Source organism: Agriterribacter sp., from assembly GCF_035444585.1.
GTDB lineage: Bacteria > Bacteroidota > Bacteroidia > Chitinophagales > Chitinophagaceae > Agriterribacter.
Genome location: NZ_DAOMOZ010000047.1, coordinates 1 through 25,859 on the forward strand (window position 1 = coordinate 1; position 25,859 = coordinate 25,859).

A 25,859-nucleotide genomic window follows, 5' to 3' on the forward strand; every position below is an offset into this window, starting at 1 on the left:
GCACTGTTTAAGGCTATCCTGTAAATATACACTTTTATCTTCCTCTCCTATAATAAACAGCACAGGATTTGAAGTCTTTTCCAGTATCTCTGCTCTATCCGGCCTTTCCATCATGGCTTCGTAGTACTGTACGAGCGCCGGCACCGTAAAGTTGCCTGCACGGGCAATAAGGGCGTTTATCTGGCCGGGGTGTTCACGGGTAAATTCAGCGGCAAACAAATTAGGAATAGATTGTTTTAAAAATTCATGAGCCCCATACCGTTGTATGAATGCTATTCCTTTTCTCCGGGCAGTTTTTTTCTCCTCATCATCCGCAAAGGCGGTTGAATGAACGAGCCCCAGTCCGTTTAACCGTTCAGGATTATGCTGCGCAAAGGCTAAAGCTATATAACCGCCCATGCTGTGCCCGAGCACAATGCATTTTTGAACGCCCTCCTCGTCAAGTATCTGTTTTATACAGGCTGCATACATATCAATGATAAAAGAAGAGCGACCGGGCAGAATGGAAAGGAGCTCCGATTTACCGCTGCCGGGAAGATCGGGAATGATCAGCCTGAAATGGTTTTTTAAAAACGAACGCTGGTAATGCCATACCGTACCATCTTCTCCAAATCCATGGATCAGTACAACCGGCAGGCCTTCACCTTCGGTTTCATAATGCATGCTGCTCCCGTTATATGTTTGTATTTTTTCTTGCATTTTCTGATCGTTTAAACCGCCTCCAGCTTCGCCAGCCCAATAAAACAATTAGTGGAACCAGATCTTTGTTCAAATCCTGGGGCAGGGCAACCCAAAAAGCCAGCAACAAGGCATATACCAAAACACATAAAGCCCAGTATTGATTCACTCCTTTTGTTGTTCTGTTTAAGAAGAATGCTGCAACTGCATGAAATGGCAATGCCCACAACAGGTTGTAATTATTACGGCATAGCATATGATCGGTACCGGTCCACATAAATACAAGCAGTATGCCCAACAGTCCTGCACAGAAAAAAAGTAAAAAATCCAGGGCTGTTAATGCTTTCTTACTCCACTGCCTGCCGGTTAAACTCAGCAGTACGAACAGTATCAACCCGATCGTAAAAACAACAAAAGGTGTAAAAACAGGGCCGGCATGGGTACCGGCTACAGAAGGAGCACTGTAAATATTACTTTTTTTCCGAACCAAAGGTTTGTTGGCACTATAAGCGCTGTCAAATCCTTTAAAGAGATAATCGGGCAAAAACATACTCTGTTCATTTTGAGCCGCTTTATCAAGTCCGCTGCCCAATAAAATATCAATCCCGAGCTTACTCCAGTACATATGGTTCCGGTTGAGATAGGAATGAATGAGATCACGGAAGCTTACTCCTTCATATGGAAGGATTTTTCTTATGGTAAGCGCTTCTTCCATATTGTTCCTCACAATGTCGCGGATACGCGTAGCGCAGTTATCAAATAAAAAATCGTATTTATAAAATTTGTTCCCGGGCCTTGCATTGCTTTGCAAAGCCTGCTGCAATTGTAATTTTTCTTTGGCTGTAAGGTTCAGCTCCTGCTCAATGATGCTCCTTTGTTCCTGCTGGTAGCCATATACGAAATCGGGATATGTTTCTACAGAAAGATAGTAAAGCAATTTGCCTCTTATGAATTTGGGATAAAAGTCGGGGTTGAAATCAAAAGTGCCGTAATTGTATACCCTGTCGGTTAGTGTTGCACTGTCGGTTACCCGTAACGCGCTGTGCCCGAAGGTTGAGTACAATTCTTCTCCGGGGCTGCAGGTGAGCAAGGTAATGCGCAGGCGGGAAGAGTCTGTTTGGGAAAAAGCAGCAATGAACGAGAAAAAAGCGAAGAAGGTAAAATATATTTTTTTCACTCAATAAAATTTGCGACAAGTTCGGTAATTAAGCGAAATATTTGCGAAAGAAGCAAAAAACAAAATACAAGAAGCAAATAAAATAAAAAGCCCGAATGCTAAAATTTAAAATCCGGTGTAGAAGCATCAAAAGCAAATCACAATACAAATCCGTTAATAAAGCGGCCGGCACCCGACGCAGGAGGGTCAGATCGCTTTTGGAAACTAAAAACCATAAACTTCCTGGTCCGCATACAGGATGATTTTTAAATCCGCGACCGATGCTCATGACTGACACCTCACCATTTAAATCACAAATAATGAACGATAAGCTCAGATTAAAACGGATTTTCCTGTACCCTGAAACCTGCAACCTGTAACTTACAAAATCGTCTTCGTATCTGTCATAAATACTCTTGTGCTTACCGTGTAGGTTCCGCCATTTACATCTTTATACTTCAGGTCTACATAAAATGCACGATAGCCCGATGCCGGCAGCGCTTGTGTAATTTTAAGCTTTTTCTTTGCGGTAATATGGAGATCATTGCTTGTCCATTTGTCGTTACGGAAATCGGTATCGGGCGAATCGGCGTGCCATAGGATCACGTCTGCCAGTTCATCTTTGGTGGCTTTGATTTTCAGCTTTACTCCTTTTTTGCTTACAGATGTTGTCCAGGAGCAATCGGGGTAGCCGGCATTGGTGAGCGTGGCGCCAAAAAAGGAACTCAATGCTGACATAGCCTGTTTGCCATCACCCAGGCTGTGACCCGCATTGGGCACGTAATGCAGCAAATTCTTGCCCGGTATGCTGTCGAGATAGTTTTTAATATTGTCTACCACCCAATATTCATCGTTGGTGCCCATGAAAATCAGCTTGGGTATTGTAAGCGCTTTGCGGTACGAATAAGGATCTACCATAGTGGTAACAGCCATCCCGCTTTCTGTTTTTGCACCCTGCGGTATACCCAGCTTTACATAATCTTCAATCTGTACGCTGTAATCGCCCAGTGCTTTGATCTGGTAGTCTAAGCTCACAGGCATGTTCAAAACATCAATGACCATTGGCGCTATAGCCTGTGCACGGCTGTCGGAGGCGCCGGTAAGCCATGTTGTCCAGCCACGTTTGGAGGCGCCGGAAATGACAAAACGATTAACGGGATGATTGAGCTGCTGTTTGGAAAATTCCTGTACGGCATCCATTGCCCTTACTGCACTTTTTACCATAGGAAATAACAGGGGCCATGTATAATCACCATCTTTTTTAAAATTATGCAGTGTAAATGATATCAGCTCATCTTCCGTAAGATCATTATAGAGGGGTTGATTGGGCGTTTGTCTTAATACGGCAACAATAGCGTGATTTGTTGCCGCCACGCCGGCCATTCCTGTATTGAATTTGTCATCACGGCCTTTCCAGTTGGGTAAACCATCTTTTATGGAACCACCGGTAATAAACAAAAGCGCCCCGTCGTATTTATTTTCTTTTGGAACCAGCAGCGTTAACTGGTGCGTCCATACGTGCTCACGCCATTGCTGTGAAGTAAGCAACAATGCATAAGCTTTCACATCGCCAATATCATAGGTGTCTTTTACTTCCCATTTAAAGGTTTTATCGCCATTGTGCAAATAGCTCTGTAAAGCCGTGGAAGGGGTAACCTGGGCCTGAACAATGGTAAGGAATGAAACAAGCAATGCAAATGCGCTTAAATAAATTTTCTTCATATTGATGTACCGGTTTATAATTTGAATTTTATTTGGAACTTGTTGTTTGGTTCTTTGTTTTTCATTTTCAGATTTTATTCTTCGGACTTAAGAATTCCCAATGTATTTTATTTGCCCGGCGCCGGGCTTTCTTTTATCCACTTTAACACTTCATTGATATAGATGTCACCTGTCATTTCACCCAGGCTGGTGCGGCTCACGTAGTCATATCTTTTAAAGCTGTTGAAGTCAACCTTTGTAAGGATATAGCCGAAAGCGTCATTGGTTAGGCCAAAAAGAAACGGCTGCCGGGTAGGCATATGACGTTTTACATAATAACCGATATTGGGAAGGGCTTCACCGGGTATGGTAAGTATTTGCGCCGTTCCGATGTTAAGCAGGTTGATCTGTGTGGTAGCCGAATTGACATCGGCATTTTCACCCGCCAGTTTCAGCGGCGATCGGCTGAGGATATATTTCATGATATCCGAATCAATGGGGAATGTTATTTTCTTTGATGCGCAATAGATGTCCGGATTGGGTTGTACCGGTGCATCAGCAACAATACGCAACGCTTCGTCTGCCAGCAGTTCACCAATGCGTATGCATTCCTGCCAGTCATTGGCTTCACCGCCTTTTTCGAGGCGGTTATCTGCCGTAACCATTCCACCCTGCGCACCGTTCATGAAAAGCGCAACGCCACCTGCTCCGGATTCAATACGATGATACAAAGGCCCGCACAGATCAGGACTTAAAATAGCCTGCGATGAGCCGATAATTTCGGGATGTATGGCGTAATTGACCAGCGTGGCAATAGGCTTGTTCTTATTCTTACCGGTAGTTGCTATGGCCTGTATAACGCCGCAGCGCGGGTCATACAACTGGGGAGCATAATAGTTATAAGCGATCTTTCCTTTGGCTTCACCTACAGCGATCTTTAAAGAGGCAGGCTCCATTTTTTTTACCGCCTCATTTACTGCATCGGCAATTTGTTGCACGCACCAGTCCAAATATTTCAGATCGGCATGCGACTGCCCTTTTTCATCCGGGAATCCGTAAGCGTCAGGCGCGCTATGGGTATGCGTAACGCCTATGAGAATGTTTTCGGGCGCAATGCCTTTGATCAATGCCCGCGATTTGTTACCTAACACCGAAGGCCACCCTAAATTATCAATGTTAACGATAGCTATCCTGGTGCTGCCTTTTTCGAGCACCAATGCACGGGCATACAGATCACCCTGCTTAATGGTTGCCGGCTTTGGTGTGCCGATCCCGCCCGATACCGGCAGTAAAGGATCGGGTGTAATGATCCTTACTGCGGCGCCGGCTTTGAAAGTTTGGGTATATGAACCAGGGGCTAAACCAATGAAACAAAGAAAAAAAATGAATATTCTTATATACATCTTCCAAACGATTATCTCTCCTATTTAAAATACCGGTGTAAGGTGGAGGGTGTAAGGTATAAGGAAGAAGCGCCTTACACCTCGTATCCTATGCCTTACACCTTCTCCCTTCCCCGGCTACCACGGCTTCCCCGTTCCCTGGATGATCCAGGGTTTTGACCAAATTCCATTCTTAACGTTGCTTAAATAAGGGTCGTTATACGATGATAGTTCCAGTCTCTCTATGGCTGCGTTAACATTCGAAGTATTCAGATTCCTTTCTTCGAGGGGATAATAAAATCTAACAGGTAAAACACCTTGTTGTGAAGCCCCTTTTAGCACCGGGTAGCCGGTTCTTCGCCAATCAAACCACGCCTCAGCCGCTACGCTCCAACTCGCTATCCATTTTTGTGTGATGATCTGCTCCTGGGTTCCGTCAAACACAACATCCGGCTCTGCCAGATAGTCATCGGCAGAGCCCACATCCCATGCAGTAAATGAGGACTGTATGGCTTTCTTATAATGATCCTCCGCATCTCCGGCATTCCATCCGTAAACAGCCGAAGCTTCGGCCAGTATAAAGTGAACTTCGGCAGCCGAAAGTATCCTGGCTTTAATACCGCTTTTTGCATTTGCAAATTTTGTGTTTACCCAGGATACATGCGGGTTTCTGGACGACTGGGTCTGGTCTGTACTCAAATTATAAGCATAGGGAACAGACAAATTAAGCGGTAATCCTACATAGTCTGGATTTTGATTTAAATCGGAGACGTTTACTGTTGAGGGCAGTGCGCCCGGGTGTAATTTTCTCACAAGCCTTACTTCACCGTCAGCCATTACGGTATCCTCCACTTTATCGGTACCAGGCGGGTAGTTTTCATCAACGTGCAGAAAAATCTGAACCTTGTTAGCAAACGCGGCGATACGTGGGTCTTTAAACTCAAGCAATTCGGTTACAAATGTATTGGCCATTTTTATTCTTCTGTAATTGGTACTATCGCTGTCATACGTAGCATTGGCAGGCCAGGAGTCACCATTGTTATTGCCGGGATATGACATTGCTGCGTCATCATCAGTGCTTAATATAATCGGGTACTTTGCAGGATCAGATACTATTTTTTCTATGCCCTCTTTAGCTACATCAGGCAGTTTTTCAGACAATCGCATATAATATCTCAGGGATAGCGAGTTGGCAAATTTTCTCCATTTAGTGGTGTTGCCATTAAATATAACGTCGGCGTTGCCTACCTCACCGGTAATATTTTCTGAGAGAATTGTATTGGCCTGTTCCAGATCAGCCAAAATACCTTCGTATATCTTTTGTTGAGTGTCGTAAACAGGGAATTTATTTTCTATACCCCCTTCGTTGGCTTTTAAGGCATTCGAATAGGGAGCATCTCCCCATAGATCCGTTATCAAACCATACATCAACGATTTCATTACAAGGGTGATGCCTTGTTGCAGCGTATTACCCGAGGCCACTGCTTTGTCATAAACAAATTTATTGTTTCGAAGGATGTCATAATACCCCGACCATACATTGCTGCCGCCCCAGTCATAACTATTATGTCCTCCTCCCCATCCGTCTTTCTGTGTATGCTGCATTACTCCGGCGATATCCTGATATCCCAGGTTTACAAATGATTTAAATGACTCCGTTAAAACTGTAGTAAGAACGAGATTGGGATTAGCCGATTCCGGATCAGCTCCATTAGGGTTTTCATTCATCTTAACCAATTCTTTGGTACATGAATTTAACCCGGCAACACCCAGAACAAACAGCAACACTAAAAATTTATTTCTGATTTTCATTTTCAACATTTTTATCACTTAAAAAGTAAGATTCAGTTTAATGCCGATAGGGATCACCCAGGGAGTAACGTTGTATCTTTCTATACCTTGTTTTAATTGGGTACCTCCCTGCGCATTTGCAGATGGCTGGAATGCATTTTCAGGATCAATATTTATTTTAGCTGCAGTCCATAGCATAATATTTCTACTGTATATGGAAAAACTGGCGTCCTGCAGCCGCAATCCTCTTATAAGGCTAATGGGTAAACTGTAAGTAAGCGATACCTCCCGCAGCTTTAAATAAGATGCAGAAAACAATGTAGGCTGTAATAATTCCCAATTAATGCCTGCTGCATAAGGCACAGGCTGTGTGCCACTTCCGGCTCCCGGTTCGGGAGTGGGGTTGATATTCTCTCCCAAGTTTTCTTCATATGCAGTTGGATTTCCTTCATCATCCCATGCCGTCGCATACACTCCCGGAACAATTACACCGCCATAAGGTAAAACTGTTTGGTAATATATAGGAAAGGAAGTCCTCTCCGGTGTCGGCCATCCAATTATTGTTCCGCTATACCCATTCTTACCCATTATCAATTCATCTGCATTAGCTACCAGGTAATCTCTTAATTCTTTACCCGTCATCAATCCTGCATCCATTGCATTAAGGAGAGGCAACAGTGTTTGTCCGTCGCTCATGCCATAACGGTAGGTTTGAGAAACGAACTGGCCGCCATTACGCCAATCCAGTGTAAAATTCAATGACCAGCTTTTCCATGAAACAGAATTCTGAACACCCATGATAAAGCGGGGATTGAAATTCCCCACCTTGTTCCGGCTGGCCTGATCTTCTTTGGCTACAGCATAAGTAGCCCAGCCATTATCAGGATCCAATTGCAAAAGCGGGTATCCGTAGTAAGGAGAGCCTTTATCTTCAACAACTCTTATTTCGGGGGCATAAATATCACCCACTTCTTCACCGGGATAGGTCCAGGCTCCGCCTTTTGCCTCCTGCCAAAAAGTAAAGAAAGGCATTTCTTCGGGCAGGCTTATGATTTTAGTTCTGTTCCTTGTCAGATTGGCACTAATATCCCAACGAAAGCTTCTGGTCTGAACAGGGGTACCTCCAACAGAAAGCTCAATTCCTTTACTCCTCAGCAAACCGGCATTGATGATCTCGGAAGTGTACCCCCCGGAAGATGTCAACGGTGTATTGAATATCTGGTTTTTATTATCGAGCACATAGTAAGTTGCCGATGCCCGGAACCTGTTTTTAAACAGGGCGACATCAATGCCCATTTCGTATGAAGTGGCAAGCTCAGGCTTCAGCCATTGATTATATAATGAGGAAGATGTGGTGAGCCTGGGCACATCCCCCCAGGTGCCTCCATTAATCATAATAGCATATAAGCTGTAGGGGCTGGCATCATTACCTACCTGCGCATAACCGCCTCTTAACTTAACGAGGTTTATATCGGAAGAAGTGATGCCAAAAATTTCATTGGCCAGTACACTCAACGAAGCAGAAGGATAGAAATAAGGCTTGGCATTTAATAATGTGCTCGACCAGTCGTTTCTGCCGGTTACGTCGAGATACACCATGTCTTTATAGCCGAAGGTTCCCATAGCGTAAAGACTGTTAACTCCACGCTTGCTGCGCCAGTTGCTGAAATCAAGATTAGCAGGCAATATATTTTGAAGCGTATAAACACCCGGTACAATTAAGCCGGTGCCATTAATGGTTGCATTCCGCACAGTACTTCCGTTTTGGCGGCGAACATTCCCTCCTCCAGATACTGATATATGAAAATCGCCAAGGCTCTTTTTATAGCTAAGCAAGAAATCCGCATTACTTTCGAAATGCTTTATGTTTGTTACACCATAGGCACCCCGGGCATCTTCGGTGTAACTATAGGGTACTTTTGATTCCCGCTCCTCACTATAGGTATCCAAACCATAGCGCAGCATCAGTGTCAGGTCTTTCGCCAACTGCCAGTCAGCTTTTATATTTCCGTACAATCTGTCTCTTACAAATGAGTTGCTCACCTCATAAGCCAGGAACCAGGGGTTGTCAATAACGCCATTACGGGGGGAACGTTGCTGAATTCCTTCCTGCCCCGGCTCCCAGTAATCCTTCAGATCCAGTATGTTAATGTGCGGCGGTATATTATACGCCCACTGCAGCGGATTGGTGCCCCGTTCGCTCGCCGGTCTGTTGTTCGAGTTGTTCCTGCTGAGATCCAGACTGGTGCTAAGCGTAAATTTTTTACTTACTTTAAGACTGCTGTTTATGTTCAGCGTATTCCTGAAGAGGTCCGAATTGGGGATGATACCCCGGTTTTGCATGTTGGAATAAGAAATTCTGTAGTTGATTTTTTCTGTATTATTAGCTACAGACACGCCATTCGTAGATGTAATGCCTGTTTGCACAAAATTGCGTACATTATCAGGATACCCTTTTAATTCCGTGGGTATTTTTCTCCCGTTTTCGTCCAGGGGGCTGTTCCATTGCCGGGCCAAATATCCCTTATCCAGTTCACCGCCGAAAGCACCCACTGATCCTTCATCTATTATGCTGCCGAGGGGATTGGTTAAAGGGGAGCCCGAAACCTCTTCAGGAATACCTGAAAACAAGCCCGGCCCATATTTGTACTGCCAATCCAGAAAACGATAAGGCTTGTCAAATACGGTATTGGAATACACGTTCACCGTTGTTTTGTTAAGTCCCTTACCGCTTTTTGTTGTTATCAATACAACCCCGTTCCCTGCCCTGGATCCGTATAATGCAGCTGCGCTCGGACCTTTAAGAATGGAGACATTTTCTATATCATCCGGATTTAAGCTGCCAATGGCGTTGCCATAGTCAACCCGGTTGTCAGTTCCTACCTGGGTAACATTATTGATCGTATTGGCTACAGGTACTCCGTCAATCACGAACAAAGGCTGATTGTCACTGTTTAAGGAAGTTGCACCGCGAATGATCATACTTACCGATGATCCGGCCGCACCGGTTTGATTAATAGTTACCCCGGCTACTTTTCCCGACATCGCATTCAGCACGTTTTCCTGAGCTACTCTTGTCATTTCTTTGCCGGCTACCTCTTCTACAGAATATCCCAATGATTTCTTTTCACGTGTAATACCTAAAGCCGTTACAACAACACCCGAAAGTTCCTGCGCCTCGCTTTCGATGGTCAGGGAAATATTTGACCGCCCGCCTACCGGTACTTCTATCGTTTTGTATCCTACAAATGTTATAACCAGGATGCTATTGGCATTGCTGACGTCTAAAGAGAATCTGCCATCATTATTGGTAGAAGTAGCATTACTGGTGCCTTTTTCTGTAACAGTAACACCAGCCACTGGCCCATTGTTATCAGAAACAATGCCGTTTACCCTAAAATCATATAAATGTTTTACTTCGTGAGCATCTACAAAGCTGACATTACATAAGAAAGTAGCTATAAAAAAAGTCAGTATTAAACAGTTCTTTCTCATAATTTTTTATATTAGTATTGATATGCAAATGAAATCCTGGTTATTCTTATCTACAGGATTATTTCTCCAGAATAATATTGATGGGTACATACTCTCCGCCGCTTCCCGGGTTGGCTTCTAAAATCAATATGGTATTAGAAATGCTCCAGCTGTTTTTTGTCATGGCCGTTGTTATATATGGCTTATCACCCAATTTAAGAATACCACCATTTAGCGATAAAGACCAGTTGCCGGATTCGCCTGCATCCGGAAAAATCAAGTCGGTACAGCCAGTAATAGTATAACCATTATTGGCGTTAAAAGTATAAGCTGTCTCCTTTGTACATTTAATTTTAGGCCCCGACACGGGAAGAAAGTCTGCCACATTAAAGAGGCTGAAGCCAATAGGTAAGACTTGTCCCCCAAATGGTATCGGGTAAGCCAGTGTAATGTCTTTGATCTTCCATGTACCGGTAATATTGCTCCGCCTCATTTCTTCTATAGACGGTTCCTTTTCATCTTTACTACAGGAGAGATTCGTAGCAGCAGAAATCATAAGCAATAAAAGAAAAGACACAAATTGATTTCTTTTCATGAGTAAACAGTTAATGTGATAAATGGTGATGCTTGTTTTGGTTTTACAAAGTTGTATTTTTTTTAGCCGGGGATATGCATCAGTTTTATGATTTTTGAAAAAATAATATGGATTTAAAGATTATGTACCGGTATCTTAACCGGCAAACGTACACGCACAGTTGAAATAAAGATCAATTTTATCTAAATTCCACAGACTAACAAATGTTAATTATTACGAAAAAAATAGCTTAAATTATGGTGTACATCTTTGCTTCCCGCAGGTATTAAAAACCCGCAGGAACGGTAAAAATTTTGAAGCATGGAATGGGGGATCGGAGCGTTACAGCATGCAACTGTCATAAAAAAGGGCTTAGCACATTTGCTTCCTTAAACTGATCATGGCACGGAAGGCAAGATTGTTGACCGACTGGTAGTTCATGCTGAGCTTTTTGGCGATCTGCTCATAGGTAAGTCCCTCAAAAAAGCGAAGCCTTACTACCTGCTTTTGACGGGAAGTGAGTTGCGCCAGGGCGATATTTAAACGGCTTTTTCTTTCTGTGACCCATTCGGAAGCAATAATAAACTCCTCTATATTCTTTTCTTCCTGGGGGCGTTGTTCATTGTCATGCAGTTCGCTTACAACCACTTTGCGTTTAACTTTTTTCAGGATAATGCTTTTCAGCACTTTTACAAGATAGCTGTAAGAATGATTAACGTCACCGATGCTGGCCCTGTAGTGCCATATTTCAATGAAGATCTCCTGCAGGGCGTCTTTTGCCAGTTCCCGGTTGTCGGTCATTTTTAAAGCGGCATGAAACAACCTGTCAATATATGTATCATACAGGTATCCCAGGGCTTCTGTATCCCCCTGCTTCAACTGTCGCCAGCAGGCAGCGTCGTTCTGGTAAATACATTCAGGCATAAGAGGTAAAATAAGCAATCAAAAAATTTAAGATCCCGCACTCAGGCATACTTATAAAAAATGCCTTTTTTCAAAACTCAATTTTATCTCTATTTTAAAGAATGACCAATGTTAATTCTTATGAAAAAAATAGCAAAAATTATGATGGTTGGGAAAGGGGAAAGGTATAAGGTATAAGGTGTAGGGGTGTGAGGTCTTGTCCTGATATAGGTAAGTGAATCTGTATAAATAAAAAACCGTGGTTCGAAATAATTTCCAACCCACGGTTTACCGGAATGCTGTTTTACCGGCGTTAAAAAGTATAGCGGGCAGATACGCCCGCATTGCCCGCGTAAAAACTATTATAATACTTATAGGGCTTAATAACGGAAATAGTGGGACGTATATCTGCAGATACATTTAAAGGGATATTACCGAACTTATAGTCAACCCCGCCGGTGGGAAATATACCCAAACCAAAACCTTTATAGTCATCATAGTTGGAAAAAGTATTGAATACGGTAGCTCCGCCACCAACAAACCACCTGAATCCTTCAATACTTCCTATAGGGAAATGATGCTGGTAGGATGCCGATCCCGACAGGTTGAACCAACTGTACCCGGTAATACCATAGGGGCGGAAGCCCAGATTTATTTCTACGGCGCCTGGTGTGGTTACAAATGTTTTAAATGATGCAGCGATCACATCATAATACCCGCCGCCGGCACGCAACCCGATCCCGCTTTTATAGCTGCTTCCATCCTGTGCCTGCAATGATGCTGCGGAGAAACTCAAAACAAATACAATACCGAATGTGCTCAGAGACCTTTTCATTGTGTTCATGTTTAGTGATAGATAATACAAGCATAAAATATCCCGGCAAAAATAGCGGACAGCCGCGGGTTTCAGCAACTGGTTTGTTTTTCTTGCCTTATGCTAAATTGACAGACGGCTGAAAGGTGATTGCTGATGCCTGACCGCTCTTATTCAGTTATACCGCCGGGCATAAAATTCGCCTTCGGTAATATCAAGTTTTCCGGTGTATCCTTCGTTATACAATACGCCGGAAAAACTGCCTTTAATATAATCTGCTGTTGCTTCTGTGATTTTTATGGTTGCCTTCGTCTCCGTTCCCGGAGGAAGATCCGGCGCAAATTCTTCCATCCACGAGAGGTAATTCTCCCCGTTTTCATCAATATACACAAGGTTCACCAATTTGCCCTTTTGCATGCCCGACCCGCCGGTGGTATAGCTGGTATAAGCAAGTCCGGTTTGCGTTTCATTTTCCGTGACCAGCAATAAGGTCATATTGTTTTTGGTGGCCACAAGCGGCTCTTTCAACCCGGCAAGCGAAGTGTTGTGCTGCAAAGCCGTTGCTTTATCAAAAGTACCCTCTACCTGCCCCTTATGCTCTACCAGCGTTCCGTTGACCTTAAAGCGCATATAATAACCAGATCCGGGGTTTCCGGGGTCATTGTCTTTTTTACAGGAATAAGTCATAACCATAATACCAGGCAACAACACGTAGAGGAAAAGCCGGGGAAGGAAATACTGTTTCATATATACTGCTTAAATATTAAAAGACAGGGAAAAGCACATATTGCAGTTATCGACGTTTGATACGGAACGCCTTTCAAAAGTAGGCAGCCTCTGTTACGGCACAAATTGCTATTTATTATCTGCGCGTTTTCGCTTATTAATTGCCGGATTTCACTTATTATTTGTAACTATCATTTAAATGTTATTACCTTCCTGAAAAATGCACACTCCTCTTTATGATCAGGACAATCGTTAGTGCCGGCATGCTTCTATACTGCATTAGCGCCACGGCACAGCAAAGGGAACTGGATTCGCTGATCCGGGTTTTGAGCATGTATCCTCAACGGGACACCACCCGCGTTGACCTGCTGAACGATATTGCTTACGCTTATTACAATATTGATCCGGAACAGGGATTGCAGATTGCCGACTCTGCCATAGCGCTGGCTCTTCAGATCAGCCCTCAGCGCCGGCTCGCCTCCGCCTATTCTAATAAAGGCTCAAACTACTGGGCAAAAGGGAACGACAGCCTGGCAATGATCATGTATAAAAAAGCACTTCACATATATGAGTCCAGCGACTATAAAAAAGGAAGGGGTATCATGTACAACAATATCGGGTTATTGTATTTTAACAAATCTGATTTCTTTGAAGCCATCACCTGGCATCAGAAAGGGCTGGAAATTTTTACTTTGCTGAACGACAGTTTGCGAATGGCCTCTATCCAGAACAATCTTGGGGTAGATTACCAATATATTTCAGACTATCCGACAGCATTAGCATATTATTTCAGCGCACTGGCTATTTATGAACAAAAAAAAGGAAAATACCTTGTCGGAAGCTCCGCTTCGCTCGTACTGCCCAACATAGGGCTTGTGTACAAAGATCTGGGACAATACGACAGTGCTTTGATTTACCAGAACCAGTCGCTGGAGGCATTCAGGGCATTGAACAGTAAGCAGGGCATGGCTTCGGCCTACGGTAATATCGGGGTGATTTATGATCTGAAAGCTCAACCCGATAGGGCTATATCCTATCATCTGAAAGCTTTGGAACTGAATGAGGTTTCCGGGAACCAGCGCCGCATGGCTTCCGATTACACCAATCTGGGTGCCGCTCATCTTCAATTGCATAATTATGAAAAGAGCTATGAATATTTAACCAAAGCCAGGATCATATATGAAGAATCCGGCGACAGAAATAACCTGGCGCTGAGTTTATTAAAAATAGGGGAACTGTATCAGCATGCTCCTGTACCCTTTTTCAAAGCACATTATCTCAATCCGCATGACCGGTATCCGCTTGCTATCCGTATTTTCCAAAAAGCCCTGAAGATCGCAAGGGAAATAAATGTACCGGCGCTGCAAAGCGAAGCACTTGAAAGTTTGAGTGAAGTGTATGAAACCGTTCATGATCCGGCAAAAGCGCTGCTGGCATATAAAGAACATGTAACATTGCGCGATAGTGTACTGGACCAGGAAAAGCGCGTTGATATTGCCCAAAAAATTGCCGCATTTGAATTTGAAAAGAAAGCTATATTACTAAAGGCTGAACACAGCAAAGCTGCGGCGCTTGCCGGTGCGGAAATCAAAAGACAACGCATCATCCGCAATACGCTTGCAGCGGGAACCATAGTGATATTACTCGGCGCCTTTGCAGGATATATTGCATATAAAAGAAGGAGGGACGCAGAAGAGGAAAGAAAAGACATTGAATTTAAGGCCCGTGTAGCCGAAACTGAAATGAAAGCGCTTCGCGCGCAGATGAACCCGCATTTTATTTTTAATTCGCTCAATTCGATAGCCGATTACATTGGTAAAAATGATATCCCTGAGGCAGGCAGCTACCTTACCAAATTTGCCAAGCTCATGCGTGTGATATTAGAAAACTCCGAACAAAAGGAAGTGCCGCTCGCCGATGACCTTAAAGCGCTTGAATTGTATATGCAGTTAGAAGCCAAACGGCTGAACAATGCATTTACCTATAGCATTATGGTAAATGAAGATATAGACCGGGCAAATACGCTGGTGCCGCCTTTGCTGCTGCAGCCTTTTGTGGAGAACAGCATATGGCACGGATTGACCAATAAAAAAGGGGAGGGAAAAATAATGATCCGGATCACTTTAGAAAATGGAATGCTTAGCTGTGTTGTTGAAGACAATGGTGTGGGAATGCCGCAAACCATTGGTGCAGATAACGGAGTGCATGCAGAAAAAAAATCGCTTGGTATGAAAATAACCCGGGAACGGATTGAAGTGATCAATGAAACCAAACACACAAATGCAAGCATCGCATCATACGACCTTGCCGGGGGTGTAAGAACAGAGTTGAAACTACCGTTAGAAATGGCGTTTTAATAAAGCGACGATTAAAAGGCGGGTACCATTTCAGGATAACCGGTTTACCAGGAAAAAATTTTATCTCAATTTTACGGGCATGATCCAGTTCAGAAACGCGGGGTCAGCGGATATTCCCCTGATCCGGAAATTGACACTCGCCGTTTGGCCTCAAACCTATTCGCATATTTTAAGGAGGGAACAGGTAGATTATATGCTGGAGATGATGTACAGCGAATCTTCATTGCAATACCAGATCAATGCGCAACAGCACCGGTTTATTATTGCCTGTGATGGTGATGAACCGGTGGGGTTCGCCTCCTGGTCATTTACCCCGGATAAAGATGTATGCAAACTCCATAAGATTTATGTGCTGCAGAACCAGCAGGGAAAAGGTACCGGGAAAAAATTAATTGAACATGTTACTGAGACCTGCCGGGCTGCCGGAGCTGCAATGCTTGAATTAAATGTGAACCGGCACAATAAGGCAAGAGCATTTTATTCGAGGATGGGTTTTACGGTAGTGCGTGAAGAAGACATTGATATAGGCCATGGATATTCCATGAATGATTACGTGATGCAAAAATCAATCGGAGGATAGTTCAAAAACGGCATAACAAACCGATATACAAACTACCGTTAATTATAATATGTAGTATTGCCAGAGTGAATGGGCAACGGTCAATGGTGAACTCATTCACTATTCACAAATTGATGCGGCGTATTATGGTTAACGTAACACTACCTTATAATTTCAGTGACCTGCTCAAATTGCTCACTTTCTTTTTAAAGTCTTTTAGTTCTGTTTGCTGCATGGCGATAAAGCCGTTGTCTTCCAGTTTTCCCCATACATTATCCATCTCTTCCTGGTTGTTGAAGATCATAATACGAAAAGGGTTTGTGTAGTCTTTGGCCCTCGATTCGTAAATGCCATCTGTTAACCATGTTTTGGTTTGTACAGACTGAAGCAGTATCTGCTTAAAAACTTTCGGGGTAAACCCTGTAACAGAAATTTCAAGCACTTCCAGTAATGCCGCGAATGCATGTTCGAACCTGTCGGCATCATATGCCTGCCCCTGCATGGTATAAAATGCATGCACATCATCCCAGCTTTTTATTTTACCTGCGCGAACATGCTTCCTGAATTTCTCCACTTCTTCTGCAGGTATAAGCTGACCGCCAACATTGATCCATTGATTTCGTTTGGGAACGGATGGCAGTTGCCTGGTAAGCGCTGCAAAATTTTTAAGATCGTTTTCCCGGAACTGCGTAATACATTGTAGCGTTGCATAGTATATGATCAGTTCTTTAAATATGGCGTATGCCTGCTGTACCTTGATGATAACCGTTTTCCTGTCGCTGTTCTCCAATCCGTCGGCCACGATCTCCAGCTCATTAATGATGTCATCGTTTGCTTCTAAAAGCTTTTTACCGGTTTTAATGTATTCTTTGTCACTGATCTTTTTTCCGGGGCTTTTCTTTTCCGAAAAGGCTTTACCGGTGTACAGGGCCAGCAGTTGCAGGGCATGGATCAGTTCGTTGATGGTATCGGGCGCCAAAGAATCAAATTCAATACGCTGTTCTTTTTCAATGCGTGAATCCCGGTCGCGGTATTTCCATTCGTTGCGTGCGATGGCATACAAATTATACATGAACCAGTAAGCAGGCATTACGATCAGCTGGTCGTTGGCTATGTCGTTGCTGATCAAAGCAAAGGGGAAGGGAATGTCCAGCTCATACGGGTAATCGCCTTTGGCCAGAATGTTAAACGATGCGAACCTCGAATTGTGTTTAAGGCTTACGCACAGCCCGGGCCAAAATCCGCGTCCGGCAATCAATTCGCCATCCGCACTGCGTGAATTGTGATTTGAGCCTATGGTTGCCCCGGCGGCCATATTGCTTTGTCCCATTACCGTTGCCGCACAAAGAAAGGAGTTGTTGTGATGCTGTTCGTGCGAAGGAAAGATCAGCGAGTTCAATACTTCGCAACAGGAGATGGTAGAATTGTTGCCGAGGTATGAATTAATAAGCCGGGCTCCGTATTTTAGCTGCGAATGCGAGGCCATGATAAAACGAATGGCTTTAACGCCATAAAACGCTTTACATCCCAGTCCTATAATTCCGTTCACCATTTCACAACCCTCTCCTATTTGCGATGGCGCTTCGGCAGATGAGTTGACGGTGAGGTTTTTTAATTTATTGGCGCCTTTAATATAAGCATCAGAGCCAATCCACACATCTTTAATGATGCTGGTATTTTTAATGATGGTACGATCGCCTATTTTACCATAGTACCCTCTTTGTACATCATATTCTTTTTGCGTGAACCATTTAAATTTTTCCAGCATCACCTCATCATCGCGGTACTTCGACCACAGCCAGGCATCGCCCGGGAGCATCCGTGTAAAAGGTATTACTTTTCTTCCGCCGTTCTCATTGCATATTTCGAGCCAGATGCGGATGTTTTCATTTTCTCCCTGCTTAATAATGCCATTGCCGAATTTGGCCGCGCTGGTGGTGGCCAGTTCATTGATATTTACCAGTATTACTTCGCTGCCGATAATATAATGAGAGACATAATTCACATTGTCCACTACTACGTTATCGCCGAAATCGCAACTGATGATCGTGCTGTTGTATAAGCCCACGGGCATGCGAAGGTTATGGTACTCGAGGTAATACGCTTCCAGTTTGCCGATACGTACCAGTCCGAAAAATTTACAGTTTTTTACCAGTTCCGGGTTGAAGGCATCCGATACCAGTATCTTATTCCAGTTGTCGGAAGCATTGCGGTTGCGTACCAGCACCTCAATCTCCCATGCCGTTAAACCCCTGTATTGAATGCCGTTCCTGTTTTGAATATTGCGCAGATGGTATTCGTCTTTCCCTTCGGGAAGATATTCCGGAGCAATAAAATTATACCCTAATGAATCAATGGCTTTTTTGTTGATCTGGTTCATACATGGATTTGAAATCTGAGATTTAAAATTTGAGATTGCTTCCGGGTTTGAGGTTTCAGGTTTTTGTCAATTCACAATTCACAATTCACAATTGACTACTCACCACTGTTTATTCCACCGTTACACTTTTGGCAAGATTGCGGGGCTTGTCAACATCATATCCCCTGGCTACGCCTATATAATAGGAAAGCAATTGTAAAGGGATAGTGCTGATGATGGGAGCTACCAGTTCATCTGCTTCCGGAATTGACAGCACATCATCCGCCATTCCTGTAATGGTTTCATCCCCCTCCGTAATCACTGCAATTACTTTTCCCTTGCGGGCCTTTATTTCCTGTATATTGCTAATGATCTTCTCGTGATAAGCATCTCTTGTGGCCACAAATACCACAGGTAAAGATTCATCTACCAGGGCAATAGGACCATGTTTCATTTCAGCAGCGGGGTATCCTTCGGCGTGTATATAAGATATTTCCTTGAGCTTCAGTGCGCCTTCCAGGGCTATGGGAAAATTATAACCCCGCCCCAGGAACAACGCATCCGATACATCTTTATATTTCAGCGCTACGGCTTTTATATGATCTGCATCTTCAAGGGCAAGCTTTACCTTTTCAGGCACATCGTTCAATTCATCAAGCAGATGTATATAGCGGTCGTGGCTGATCGTGTTTCTTTCTTTGGCGATCATCAGCGCAACCATGGTAAGCACGGCTAACTGTGCGGTAAATGCCTTAGTGCTGGCCACGCCAATCTCGGGCCCTGCATGGGTGTACGCACCGGCGTGCGAAATGCGTGAAATAGACGACCCTACTACATTTACAATGCCCAAAATAACAGCCCCCTGCTCTTTGGCTCTTTCTATGGCCACGAGCGTATCTGCCGTTTCACCACTTTGCGATATGGCGATGATCATATCCCCCTTGTGGATAACGGGGTTCCTGTACCTGAACTCGGAAGCATACTCCACTTCCACGGGAATGCGGCACAGCTCCTCAATTATATATTCTGCCACCAACCCTGCATGCCAGGACGTGCCGCAGGCGATGATGAGTATACGGTTCGCGTTTTTAATGAGCTCCATGTTGTTCTGAATGCCCGACATGGTGATGGTTCCCTGCGCTACATCCAGCCTTCCCCTTAAGCAGTCGTAAATGGTGTGGGGCTGCTCAAAAATTTCCTTCAGCATAAAATGATCATACCCGCCTTTTTCTATAGCCGCCAGTTCCAGATCTAATTTTTGAATGAAAGGCGTTTGCCTTTCATTGCCCAGGTTTTTCAGGATCAGCTCATCTGCTTTAATAATGGCGATCTCGTAATCATTAACGTATACTACCTCCTTTGTGTATTCTATAATAGGCGAAGCGTCACTGGCCAAAAAATGCTCTCCTTTGCCGATGCCTATCACCAGCGGGCTGCCCTTTCTTGCAGCAATGAGCGTACCGGGGTTGTCTTCGTCGATCAGCACAATCACATAAGCGCCCACAACACGCTTCAGGGCAATGCGCAACGCTTCTTCAAGTGTGCTACTGTTGTTTTTCTGTATGTCTTCTATAAAATTCAACAGTACCTCGGTATCTGTATCACTGTGAAACTTATATCCTTTTTTAATGAGCTCCTGTTTAAGGGGGGCATAATTTTCAATGATCCCGTTGTGTATCATGGCCAATTTGCCATTAGCGGAGCGATGGGGATGCGCATTTCTGTCGCTGGGTTCGCCATGGGTGGCCCAACGGGTATGCCCGATCCCTGTATGCCCTTCAAGATCCTGTCCTAAAGCCGATTCTTCAAGATTGGCTACTTTGCCTTTCTTTTTATACAATTTTAAACCGTGATTTATCAGCGCTATCCCCGCGCTGTCGTAGCCCCTGTATTCCAGTCTTTTTAATCCTTTAATAATAACAGGGTATGCCCGGCGGTGTCCGATGTAAGCAACAATTCCACACATAACTGATCCTTGAAATATTTTAATTGATTGATAAGTACCTCATTAACGCAAACGATTGCGCAATATTATAAAAAAAATGCCAGCTATATTATGCTTTTATGCTGTGAAAAGGCTCCTTCTTCTAATATTTGCTCCGGTTTTTTCTTGTAAAAGATCATACCTGCTGCCATAATTAAGCTGGTAGTAAGAATAATGAAGAACAATATACCTTCATTAAAAGCCGACAGCTTTAAATGATCAGGGATCTTATAGAAAAGAACAATAGTTACCAGCCCCCGTGGCAGAAAAAAGGATTCGGGGAAAACATTGGTTTGCACAAAAAAGCGCAGGTACAAAAGTCTTATTACAAACAACGCTGCAACGATCATGCTCCCAACGGTCAGCACTTCTTCTTCATTCAGGAACTTAAGGCTGATAGAATACCCGAATAAAATAAAAAAGAAGGTCCTTATCAGAAAAGATGATTCTGCGGTTATAGAATGGAGAAGAACCCTTATAGGCTCTACCTGTTTAACCGGGAAAAGCTTTTTAAGCCATCCCCACCGGATCATTTCCCAGTTATTGATCATCATACCAAAAATTAAAATGATCAGCAACGAAGGCAGGTGCAGCAGCTTCCCTGAAGTATATATCAGGATCAGGAGTGCAAAGATCAGGAAGAATTTGATATTCAGTTTCGTTTTTGCCATGATCATAAACAGCACAAACGACAGCACAAAGGAAAGAAGCACCGATGCCAGGATATTGCCACCGAAAACGCCGAAAGATTTTACGGTAAGCACCTCAGGTGCCGTAAAATAATTAAAAGCGAGTATCCCTATAATGTCTGAGAATGAAGCTTCATATACCAGGAACTCTTTTTTCCTTTCTGTAAGGGAATGAATGCTGGGAATAACGATGGTACTGCTGATAATAGAAAGCGGGATAGCATATACCAGGCAATTGACCACAGGCTCTTTTAACCAGTAATGAAGGATGGCAGTGAGCAATGCTGCCGACAGGATAAATATAAAGAGCGCTGAAAAAAAAGAATTCCTGATCAATACCAGTTTATCTTTACCCAGCTTTAAATCGAGCCCCGCCTCAAGAACGATCATAATAAGCCCTATTACACCTAAAATTTCCACCATCTTGTCGGGGACGTCCAGGATAATATTATTAAGATCGCCAAACCAGCGAAAAAGAATGCCACCGAAAAGCAATAGCAATACGGAAGGCACTTTAATATAGCGGCTGATAATAGAAAACAGGTAAGATAAAATAACAACGCTGCATATAATGATCAACAGATAATCGGTGTTCATGCCCATCGGGCAAGTTACATTTTTATTGAAAAAACACTTTGTATAATTTTATTTTTATGAACACCCCAAGGTTTGTGAATGCAGGAATTGTTCCCAGGTTATTTTCCCGTAAGCATGTTCCGGGCAAAGATTTACGCCGGAATGAAAGAGCTCATGCCTTGCTGCCCGGAGCGGCCCGGACTGAACAATATCATTCCGCCCGGAAATTTGATGATGACCGCGGGGATGCATCCTTCAGCTTAACAGAAAACGATCCAGCAGCCGGTACATTCTCCGATTATTGTCTTTTACAAAATCCTGCAGGGCAGTAATTTCATATGCTGGTTGAACATAGGCGCCGGGGATCAATTCGTCAGCGCCGTTTTCGATCATTCCGCTTAAACCACGTTCTGTTATTTCCAAATGGAACTGAATAGCCAGTACATTTTCGTTCAGCATAAACAACTGGTTGTCGTTCGCTTCGGAAACGGCTAAATTCTCTGTACCGTCCGGTAGCTGAAACCGGTCGTTATGCCAGTGAAATACCACAGGCTCATCTTCAATGATCTCATACAACCAGTGCGTTTTTGGGAGCTGCTTTGCAGGACTTATTTTAAACCAGCCTGTTTCTTTATGAGGAGCTGTATTTACCGCAGCTCCGGCACAGGCGGCAATAAGCTGGGCGCCCAAACAAATACCCAGTACTTTTTTGTTTTTTTGCAGTGCTGTTGCTATATACTCTTTTTCTATGGTAAGCCATTCGAGCAGGTGATCGTCGTAAACACCCATCGGGCCTCCCATTATAATCAATGCATCAATACTTTCGATATCGGGTAAACTATACGATGAATCGTAAAAATGAGTTGCCGTTAGCGTGTGGCCATGCCGCACCGCCCACTGCTCAATACAGCCGGGAGCTTCATAAGGCACGTGCTGGAAATAGTGAATGTTCAGATTTTTCATAAAGAATGTGTTGTACAGCGTGCACGAATCCCACCCCGGAGGATGGCTTTGTTAAATTCATTAACTGTATTTTATACCGGCACCTGCTTCATCGTTTAAGTACCTCTTCAAACAGCTTAAATATGCGTTTATATTCGTCCGTCCAGCTCGACGGTTCCACAAAGCCATGACCTTCCACGGGGTACAATGCTACCTGCCAGTTGTTTTTTCCCAGCTCCACCAGGCGTTGGTTGAGTCGCACCACATCCTGAAAATGTACGTTAACGTCTACCACACCATGGCAGATCAGCAAATGATCCTGCAGCCCTTCCGCAAAATATATGGGCGAGCTTCTGCGGTAAGCGATGCTGTCCTCCGCTGGCGTATTCAAAATATTGGAGGTATAGCCATGATTGTAATGCGCCCAGTCTGTTACCGGTCGTAACGCAGCGCCGGCAGCGAACGTGCCGGGGGAAGTAAACAGTGCCATGAGCGTGATAAACCCGCCATAGGAACCCCCGTATATGCCTATGCACCGGGGATCAACACCGCATTTTTCAGTAAGGTATTTTGCACCGTCAATATTATCGGTTAAATCCTTGCCGCCCATATGGCGGTATATGCCTGTACGCCAGTTGCGGCCATACCCGGCGCTGGCCCGGTAATCCATGTCGAGCACATAATAACCGTTATCGGCCAGCAGGTTATGGAACATGTATTCGCGGAAATAGCTGCTCCACCATTTATGCGCATTCTGCAGGTAGCCTGCACCGTGCACAAATATCACGGCAGCGCCGGAAGGATGGGGATGAGCGGGGCGGTATAATCTTGCCGGTACCTGCTTCCCGTCGCGGGCTGTGATGCTCACCAGTTCAGGGTCGCGCCAGGGATAGGATTTGAATTCATCGCTTTGCGCCTTAAAAGTAACCTGTTGTATTTTTCCATGGGGCTTGTTGTCCTGCAAAAACAGTTCCCAGGGCTTATTGGTATACGAATACAATATTGCCGCCTGCTTTTCGCCGGGAGACAGTATCACATCATTGGCGCCCGTCATGGCAGTTATGCGCTCCGCCCTGCCACCGGTTACGGGTAAACGATACAGTTGCTTTTCACCGGGATGCACTTCATTGGTGGTGATGTAAAAATATTTTTTATCGCCCGATAGCAGGCATTTCTGCACTTCGTATTGACCGAAAGTAAGGGCTGTTTTTTTGCCCGTGACAACATTTACCTTGTATACATGCGAATACCCGGTGACTTCCGACTGGAACCAAAAATCGGTGGCGCTGATCCATCCCGTGTTGGCGCTGCTGATGCCGGGCCCGCCTACCCATGCTTCATCCCGCTGGCGGTCTAACAAAGATAACCTGCCCGTGGCTGCATCTAATTTCATCAGCCACCTGTCTTTGTTATCGTATGCATCTATATCCACCACCGCATAATTATCCTGCGGCGACCATGAGATGCCTGATATTTGCACCACCCTCGGCTTATGCTTTGCTTTCTTTTTTTGTAATTGCGGGTAGTCTTTTACGTAATCGGGCAGATCCCGTATACCGGGTATTGAATCCGTTTTAACAGCTATTACCGTATCTTTTTCGCGGTCCAATACAAACAATTCGCCTGGATCCGGGGCAACGCCAACCTTGGTGCGCCCATGAATATCTTCAGTAAAGCCGGAGGCAGTTACATAATCGGGTATGATCGTTTTTTGAATATTATCCGCAGGCCCAGAAAGAACATAAGCAACAAACCTTCCATTGGGACTAACCGTTATACGGGAAACTTTTTTATTGCGTGTATAGATGGGTTTCAGGATCTTTTTTTGCGGCAGGTTTCTTTCGTATGCCGCTGTGGCATCTTTTTTCTCCTTTCGTTCCTTTAATACTTCAATCCATTGCAACTGGTCTTTCTTCAGCCATTCCTCCTGCCTGTTTTGCCTTTTACTGCTGTCTGCTGCAGGCGGGGGATCGCCTTTTTGGAAATTGGTCAACTGAGCGGTTCCGCCGCCGGAGATATCCCAGGCAAATACATTATCACTATTCCGGTATATTACTTTTGTATCGTTGAATGAAAATGCCGGATGTGATTCCTTCCGTGTTGTTTGGGTGATGCGCTTTGTTTTACCTGTTTTGCTGTTCGCGATAAAAATATCATCGTCCCTGGCATATACGTACATCGTTTTGTTTGCACTAAAGCGGATGTCGCGGGCATATACAATATCCTGCTTTTGAAATGCAGTTGCTTTTTGGGGTATTGTATTTTCACCTGTAATATAATACAACGAATCTGCCGGCGCCTTATCGGGATTCCACTTAAAGTACAGCGTTTTTCCGTCTGCGCTCCACAATGGCTCTGATGGAGAAGACCCCATCCATTTTGTATCCCGCATGATCTTTTCAACAGTGAGAGGCGTTAGCGACTGGGCAAAGACAGAAGAGCCGGGAAATATTATGATAAGAAAAAGACCGATTGTTTTCATGAAGATCATTTTTATATCAAAGCAAAACACCCTGCAGGAAAATATAGGCCATCGAAAAATAAATGATCAGCCCGGTAACGTCAACCAGGGTAGCTACAAAAGGAGCCGATGACGCTGCGGGGTCGGCGCCCAGCTTTTTAAGAAAAAGCGGCAGCATGGAGCCGCTGAGCGTTCCCCACAATACAACACCGATCAAAGAAAACCCTACCGTAAGCGCTATGAAAAATGAATGCTCTCCGTATACGTCCGGGAAAATATGCGACCATACCTCCACACGCAAAAATCCAATGATCCCTAACATTGTGCCCAGCATCAGCCCCGATAATATTTCTCTTTTCAATACCCGCAGCCAGTCGGAAATATATACTTCACCCATAGCCATTGCCTGGATGATCAAAGTGGAGGCCTGGGAGCCGCTGTTGCCCCCGCTGGAGATGATAAGCGGCACAAACAGAGCCAGCACTATCGCCCTGGTGATCTCGTCCTCGAAATAGCCCATGGCCGTTGCCGTTAGCATTTCTCCCAGGAAAAGAATGACCAGCCATCCGGCTCTTTTGCGAAACAGCCTAAACAGGGGCATTTCAAGATAAGGTTCATCCAATGCCTCGGTACCTCCTATTTTTTGAATATTTTCCGTAAATTCTTCGTTGGCAACCCAAAGCACATCATCAATGGTTACAATACCCAGCAATATATTGTTATCATCTACAAC

The 25,859-nt window shown here is 44.2% G+C and carries 18 protein-coding genes; 2 read left to right on the forward strand and 16 right to left on the reverse strand.

From position 1 onward, the window contains the following. From PLH26_RS07245 to PLH26_RS07290, 10 genes are all read right to left on the reverse strand, one after another. Positions 1 to 699 (reverse strand): alpha/beta fold hydrolase (locus tag PLH26_RS07245; RefSeq protein ID WP_324585337.1); only part of this gene is annotated, 699 nt, incomplete at its 3' end. Then, positions 674 to 1,855 carry an Lnb N-terminal periplasmic domain-containing protein gene (locus PLH26_RS07250; protein WP_324585338.1) on the reverse strand — a complete coding sequence of 394 codons (1,182 nt, stop codon included), beginning with the start codon at positions 1,853 to 1,855 and terminating at the stop codon, positions 674 to 676. The genes PLH26_RS07245 and PLH26_RS07250, both read right to left, overlap by 26 nt. Positions 1,856 to 2,215: 360 nt before the next feature. Then, complete coding sequence (locus tag PLH26_RS07255) at positions 2,216 to 3,556, reverse strand: PhoPQ-activated pathogenicity-related family protein (protein WP_324585339.1); 1,341 nt, start codon at positions 3,554 to 3,556, stop codon at positions 2,216 to 2,218. A 107-nt stretch (positions 3,557 to 3,663) separates the two neighbouring features. Then, positions 3,664 to 4,938, reverse strand: a complete 1,275-nt coding sequence (locus PLH26_RS07260) for a hypothetical protein (RefSeq protein ID WP_324585340.1) — start codon at positions 4,936 to 4,938, stop codon at positions 3,664 to 3,666. A gap of 117 nt (positions 4,939 to 5,055) precedes the next feature. Beyond that, positions 5,056 to 6,729 (reverse strand): SusD/RagB family nutrient-binding outer membrane lipoprotein, encoded by a 1,674-nt coding sequence (locus PLH26_RS07265; RefSeq protein WP_324585341.1) that lies wholly within the window; start codon positions 6,727 to 6,729, stop codon positions 5,056 to 5,058. Positions 6,730 to 6,747: 18 nt separating this feature from the next. Beyond that, positions 6,748 to 10,203, reverse strand: a complete 3,456-nt coding sequence (locus tag PLH26_RS07270; RefSeq protein ID WP_324585342.1) for a SusC/RagA family TonB-linked outer membrane protein — start codon at positions 10,201 to 10,203, stop codon at positions 6,748 to 6,750. A gap of 58 nt (positions 10,204 to 10,261) precedes the next feature. Then, a complete protein-coding gene (locus tag PLH26_RS07275; RefSeq protein ID WP_324585343.1) occupies positions 10,262 to 10,777 on the reverse strand; it encodes a hypothetical protein in 516 nt (171 codons plus the stop codon). Between the two features lie 351 nt (positions 10,778 to 11,128). Then, positions 11,129 to 11,680, reverse strand: a complete 552-nt coding sequence (locus PLH26_RS07280) for an RNA polymerase sigma factor (protein WP_324585344.1) — start codon at positions 11,678 to 11,680, stop codon at positions 11,129 to 11,131. Between the two features lie 292 nt (positions 11,681 to 11,972). Further along, entirely contained in the window at positions 11,973 to 12,494 is a 522-nt protein-coding gene (locus PLH26_RS07285; RefSeq protein ID WP_324585345.1) for a hypothetical protein, read from the reverse strand. A 153-nt stretch (positions 12,495 to 12,647) separates the two neighbouring features. Next, positions 12,648 to 13,220 (reverse strand): hypothetical protein, encoded by a 573-nt coding sequence (locus PLH26_RS07290; RefSeq protein WP_324585346.1) that lies wholly within the window; start codon positions 13,218 to 13,220, stop codon positions 12,648 to 12,650. A 215-nt stretch (positions 13,221 to 13,435) separates the two neighbouring features. On the opposite strand from PLH26_RS07290, the gene PLH26_RS07295 reads away from it, so the two are divergent. Both PLH26_RS07295 and PLH26_RS07300 read left to right on the forward strand, forming a co-directional pair. After that, complete coding sequence (locus tag PLH26_RS07295; protein ID WP_324585347.1) at positions 13,436 to 15,556, forward strand: tetratricopeptide repeat protein; 2,121 nt, start codon at positions 13,436 to 13,438, stop codon at positions 15,554 to 15,556. A 79-nt stretch (positions 15,557 to 15,635) separates the two neighbouring features. After that, entirely contained in the window at positions 15,636 to 16,136 is a 501-nt protein-coding gene (locus PLH26_RS07300; protein WP_324585348.1) for a GNAT family N-acetyltransferase, read from the forward strand. A gap of 145 nt (positions 16,137 to 16,281) precedes the next feature. On the opposite strand, the gene PLH26_RS07305 is transcribed toward PLH26_RS07300, so the two are convergent. The 6 genes from PLH26_RS07305 to PLH26_RS07330 all read right to left on the reverse strand — a co-directional run. Continuing rightward, positions 16,282 to 18,495 (reverse strand): DUF4954 family protein, encoded by a 2,214-nt coding sequence (locus PLH26_RS07305; protein ID WP_324585349.1) that lies wholly within the window; start codon positions 18,493 to 18,495, stop codon positions 16,282 to 16,284. A 109-nt stretch (positions 18,496 to 18,604) separates the two neighbouring features. Continuing rightward, positions 18,605 to 20,440, reverse strand: coding sequence for a glutamine--fructose-6-phosphate transaminase (isomerizing) (gene glmS / locus PLH26_RS07310; RefSeq protein ID WP_324585350.1), 1,836 nt, complete (start codon positions 20,438 to 20,440; stop codon positions 18,605 to 18,607). A gap of 83 nt (positions 20,441 to 20,523) precedes the next feature. Beyond that, on the reverse strand, positions 20,524 to 21,744 hold the full coding sequence (locus tag PLH26_RS07315; RefSeq protein WP_324585351.1) for a cation:proton antiporter domain-containing protein: 1,221 nt from the start codon (positions 21,742 to 21,744) through the stop codon (positions 20,524 to 20,526). Positions 21,745 to 21,978: 234 nt separating this feature from the next. Then, the gene (locus PLH26_RS07320) at positions 21,979 to 22,686 is read right to left on the reverse strand and encodes a type 1 glutamine amidotransferase (protein WP_324585352.1); all 708 of its coding nucleotides are present in this window, start codon (positions 22,684 to 22,686) and stop codon (positions 21,979 to 21,981) included. Positions 22,687 to 22,774: 88 nt separating this feature from the next. Next, entirely contained in the window at positions 22,775 to 25,147 is a 2,373-nt protein-coding gene (locus PLH26_RS07325) for a prolyl oligopeptidase family serine peptidase (protein WP_324585353.1), read from the reverse strand. A 16-nt stretch (positions 25,148 to 25,163) separates the two neighbouring features. Next, positions 25,164 to 25,859, reverse strand: a 696-nt coding sequence (locus tag PLH26_RS07330; RefSeq protein WP_324585354.1) for a magnesium transporter, incomplete at its 5' end; no start/stop codon positions are given.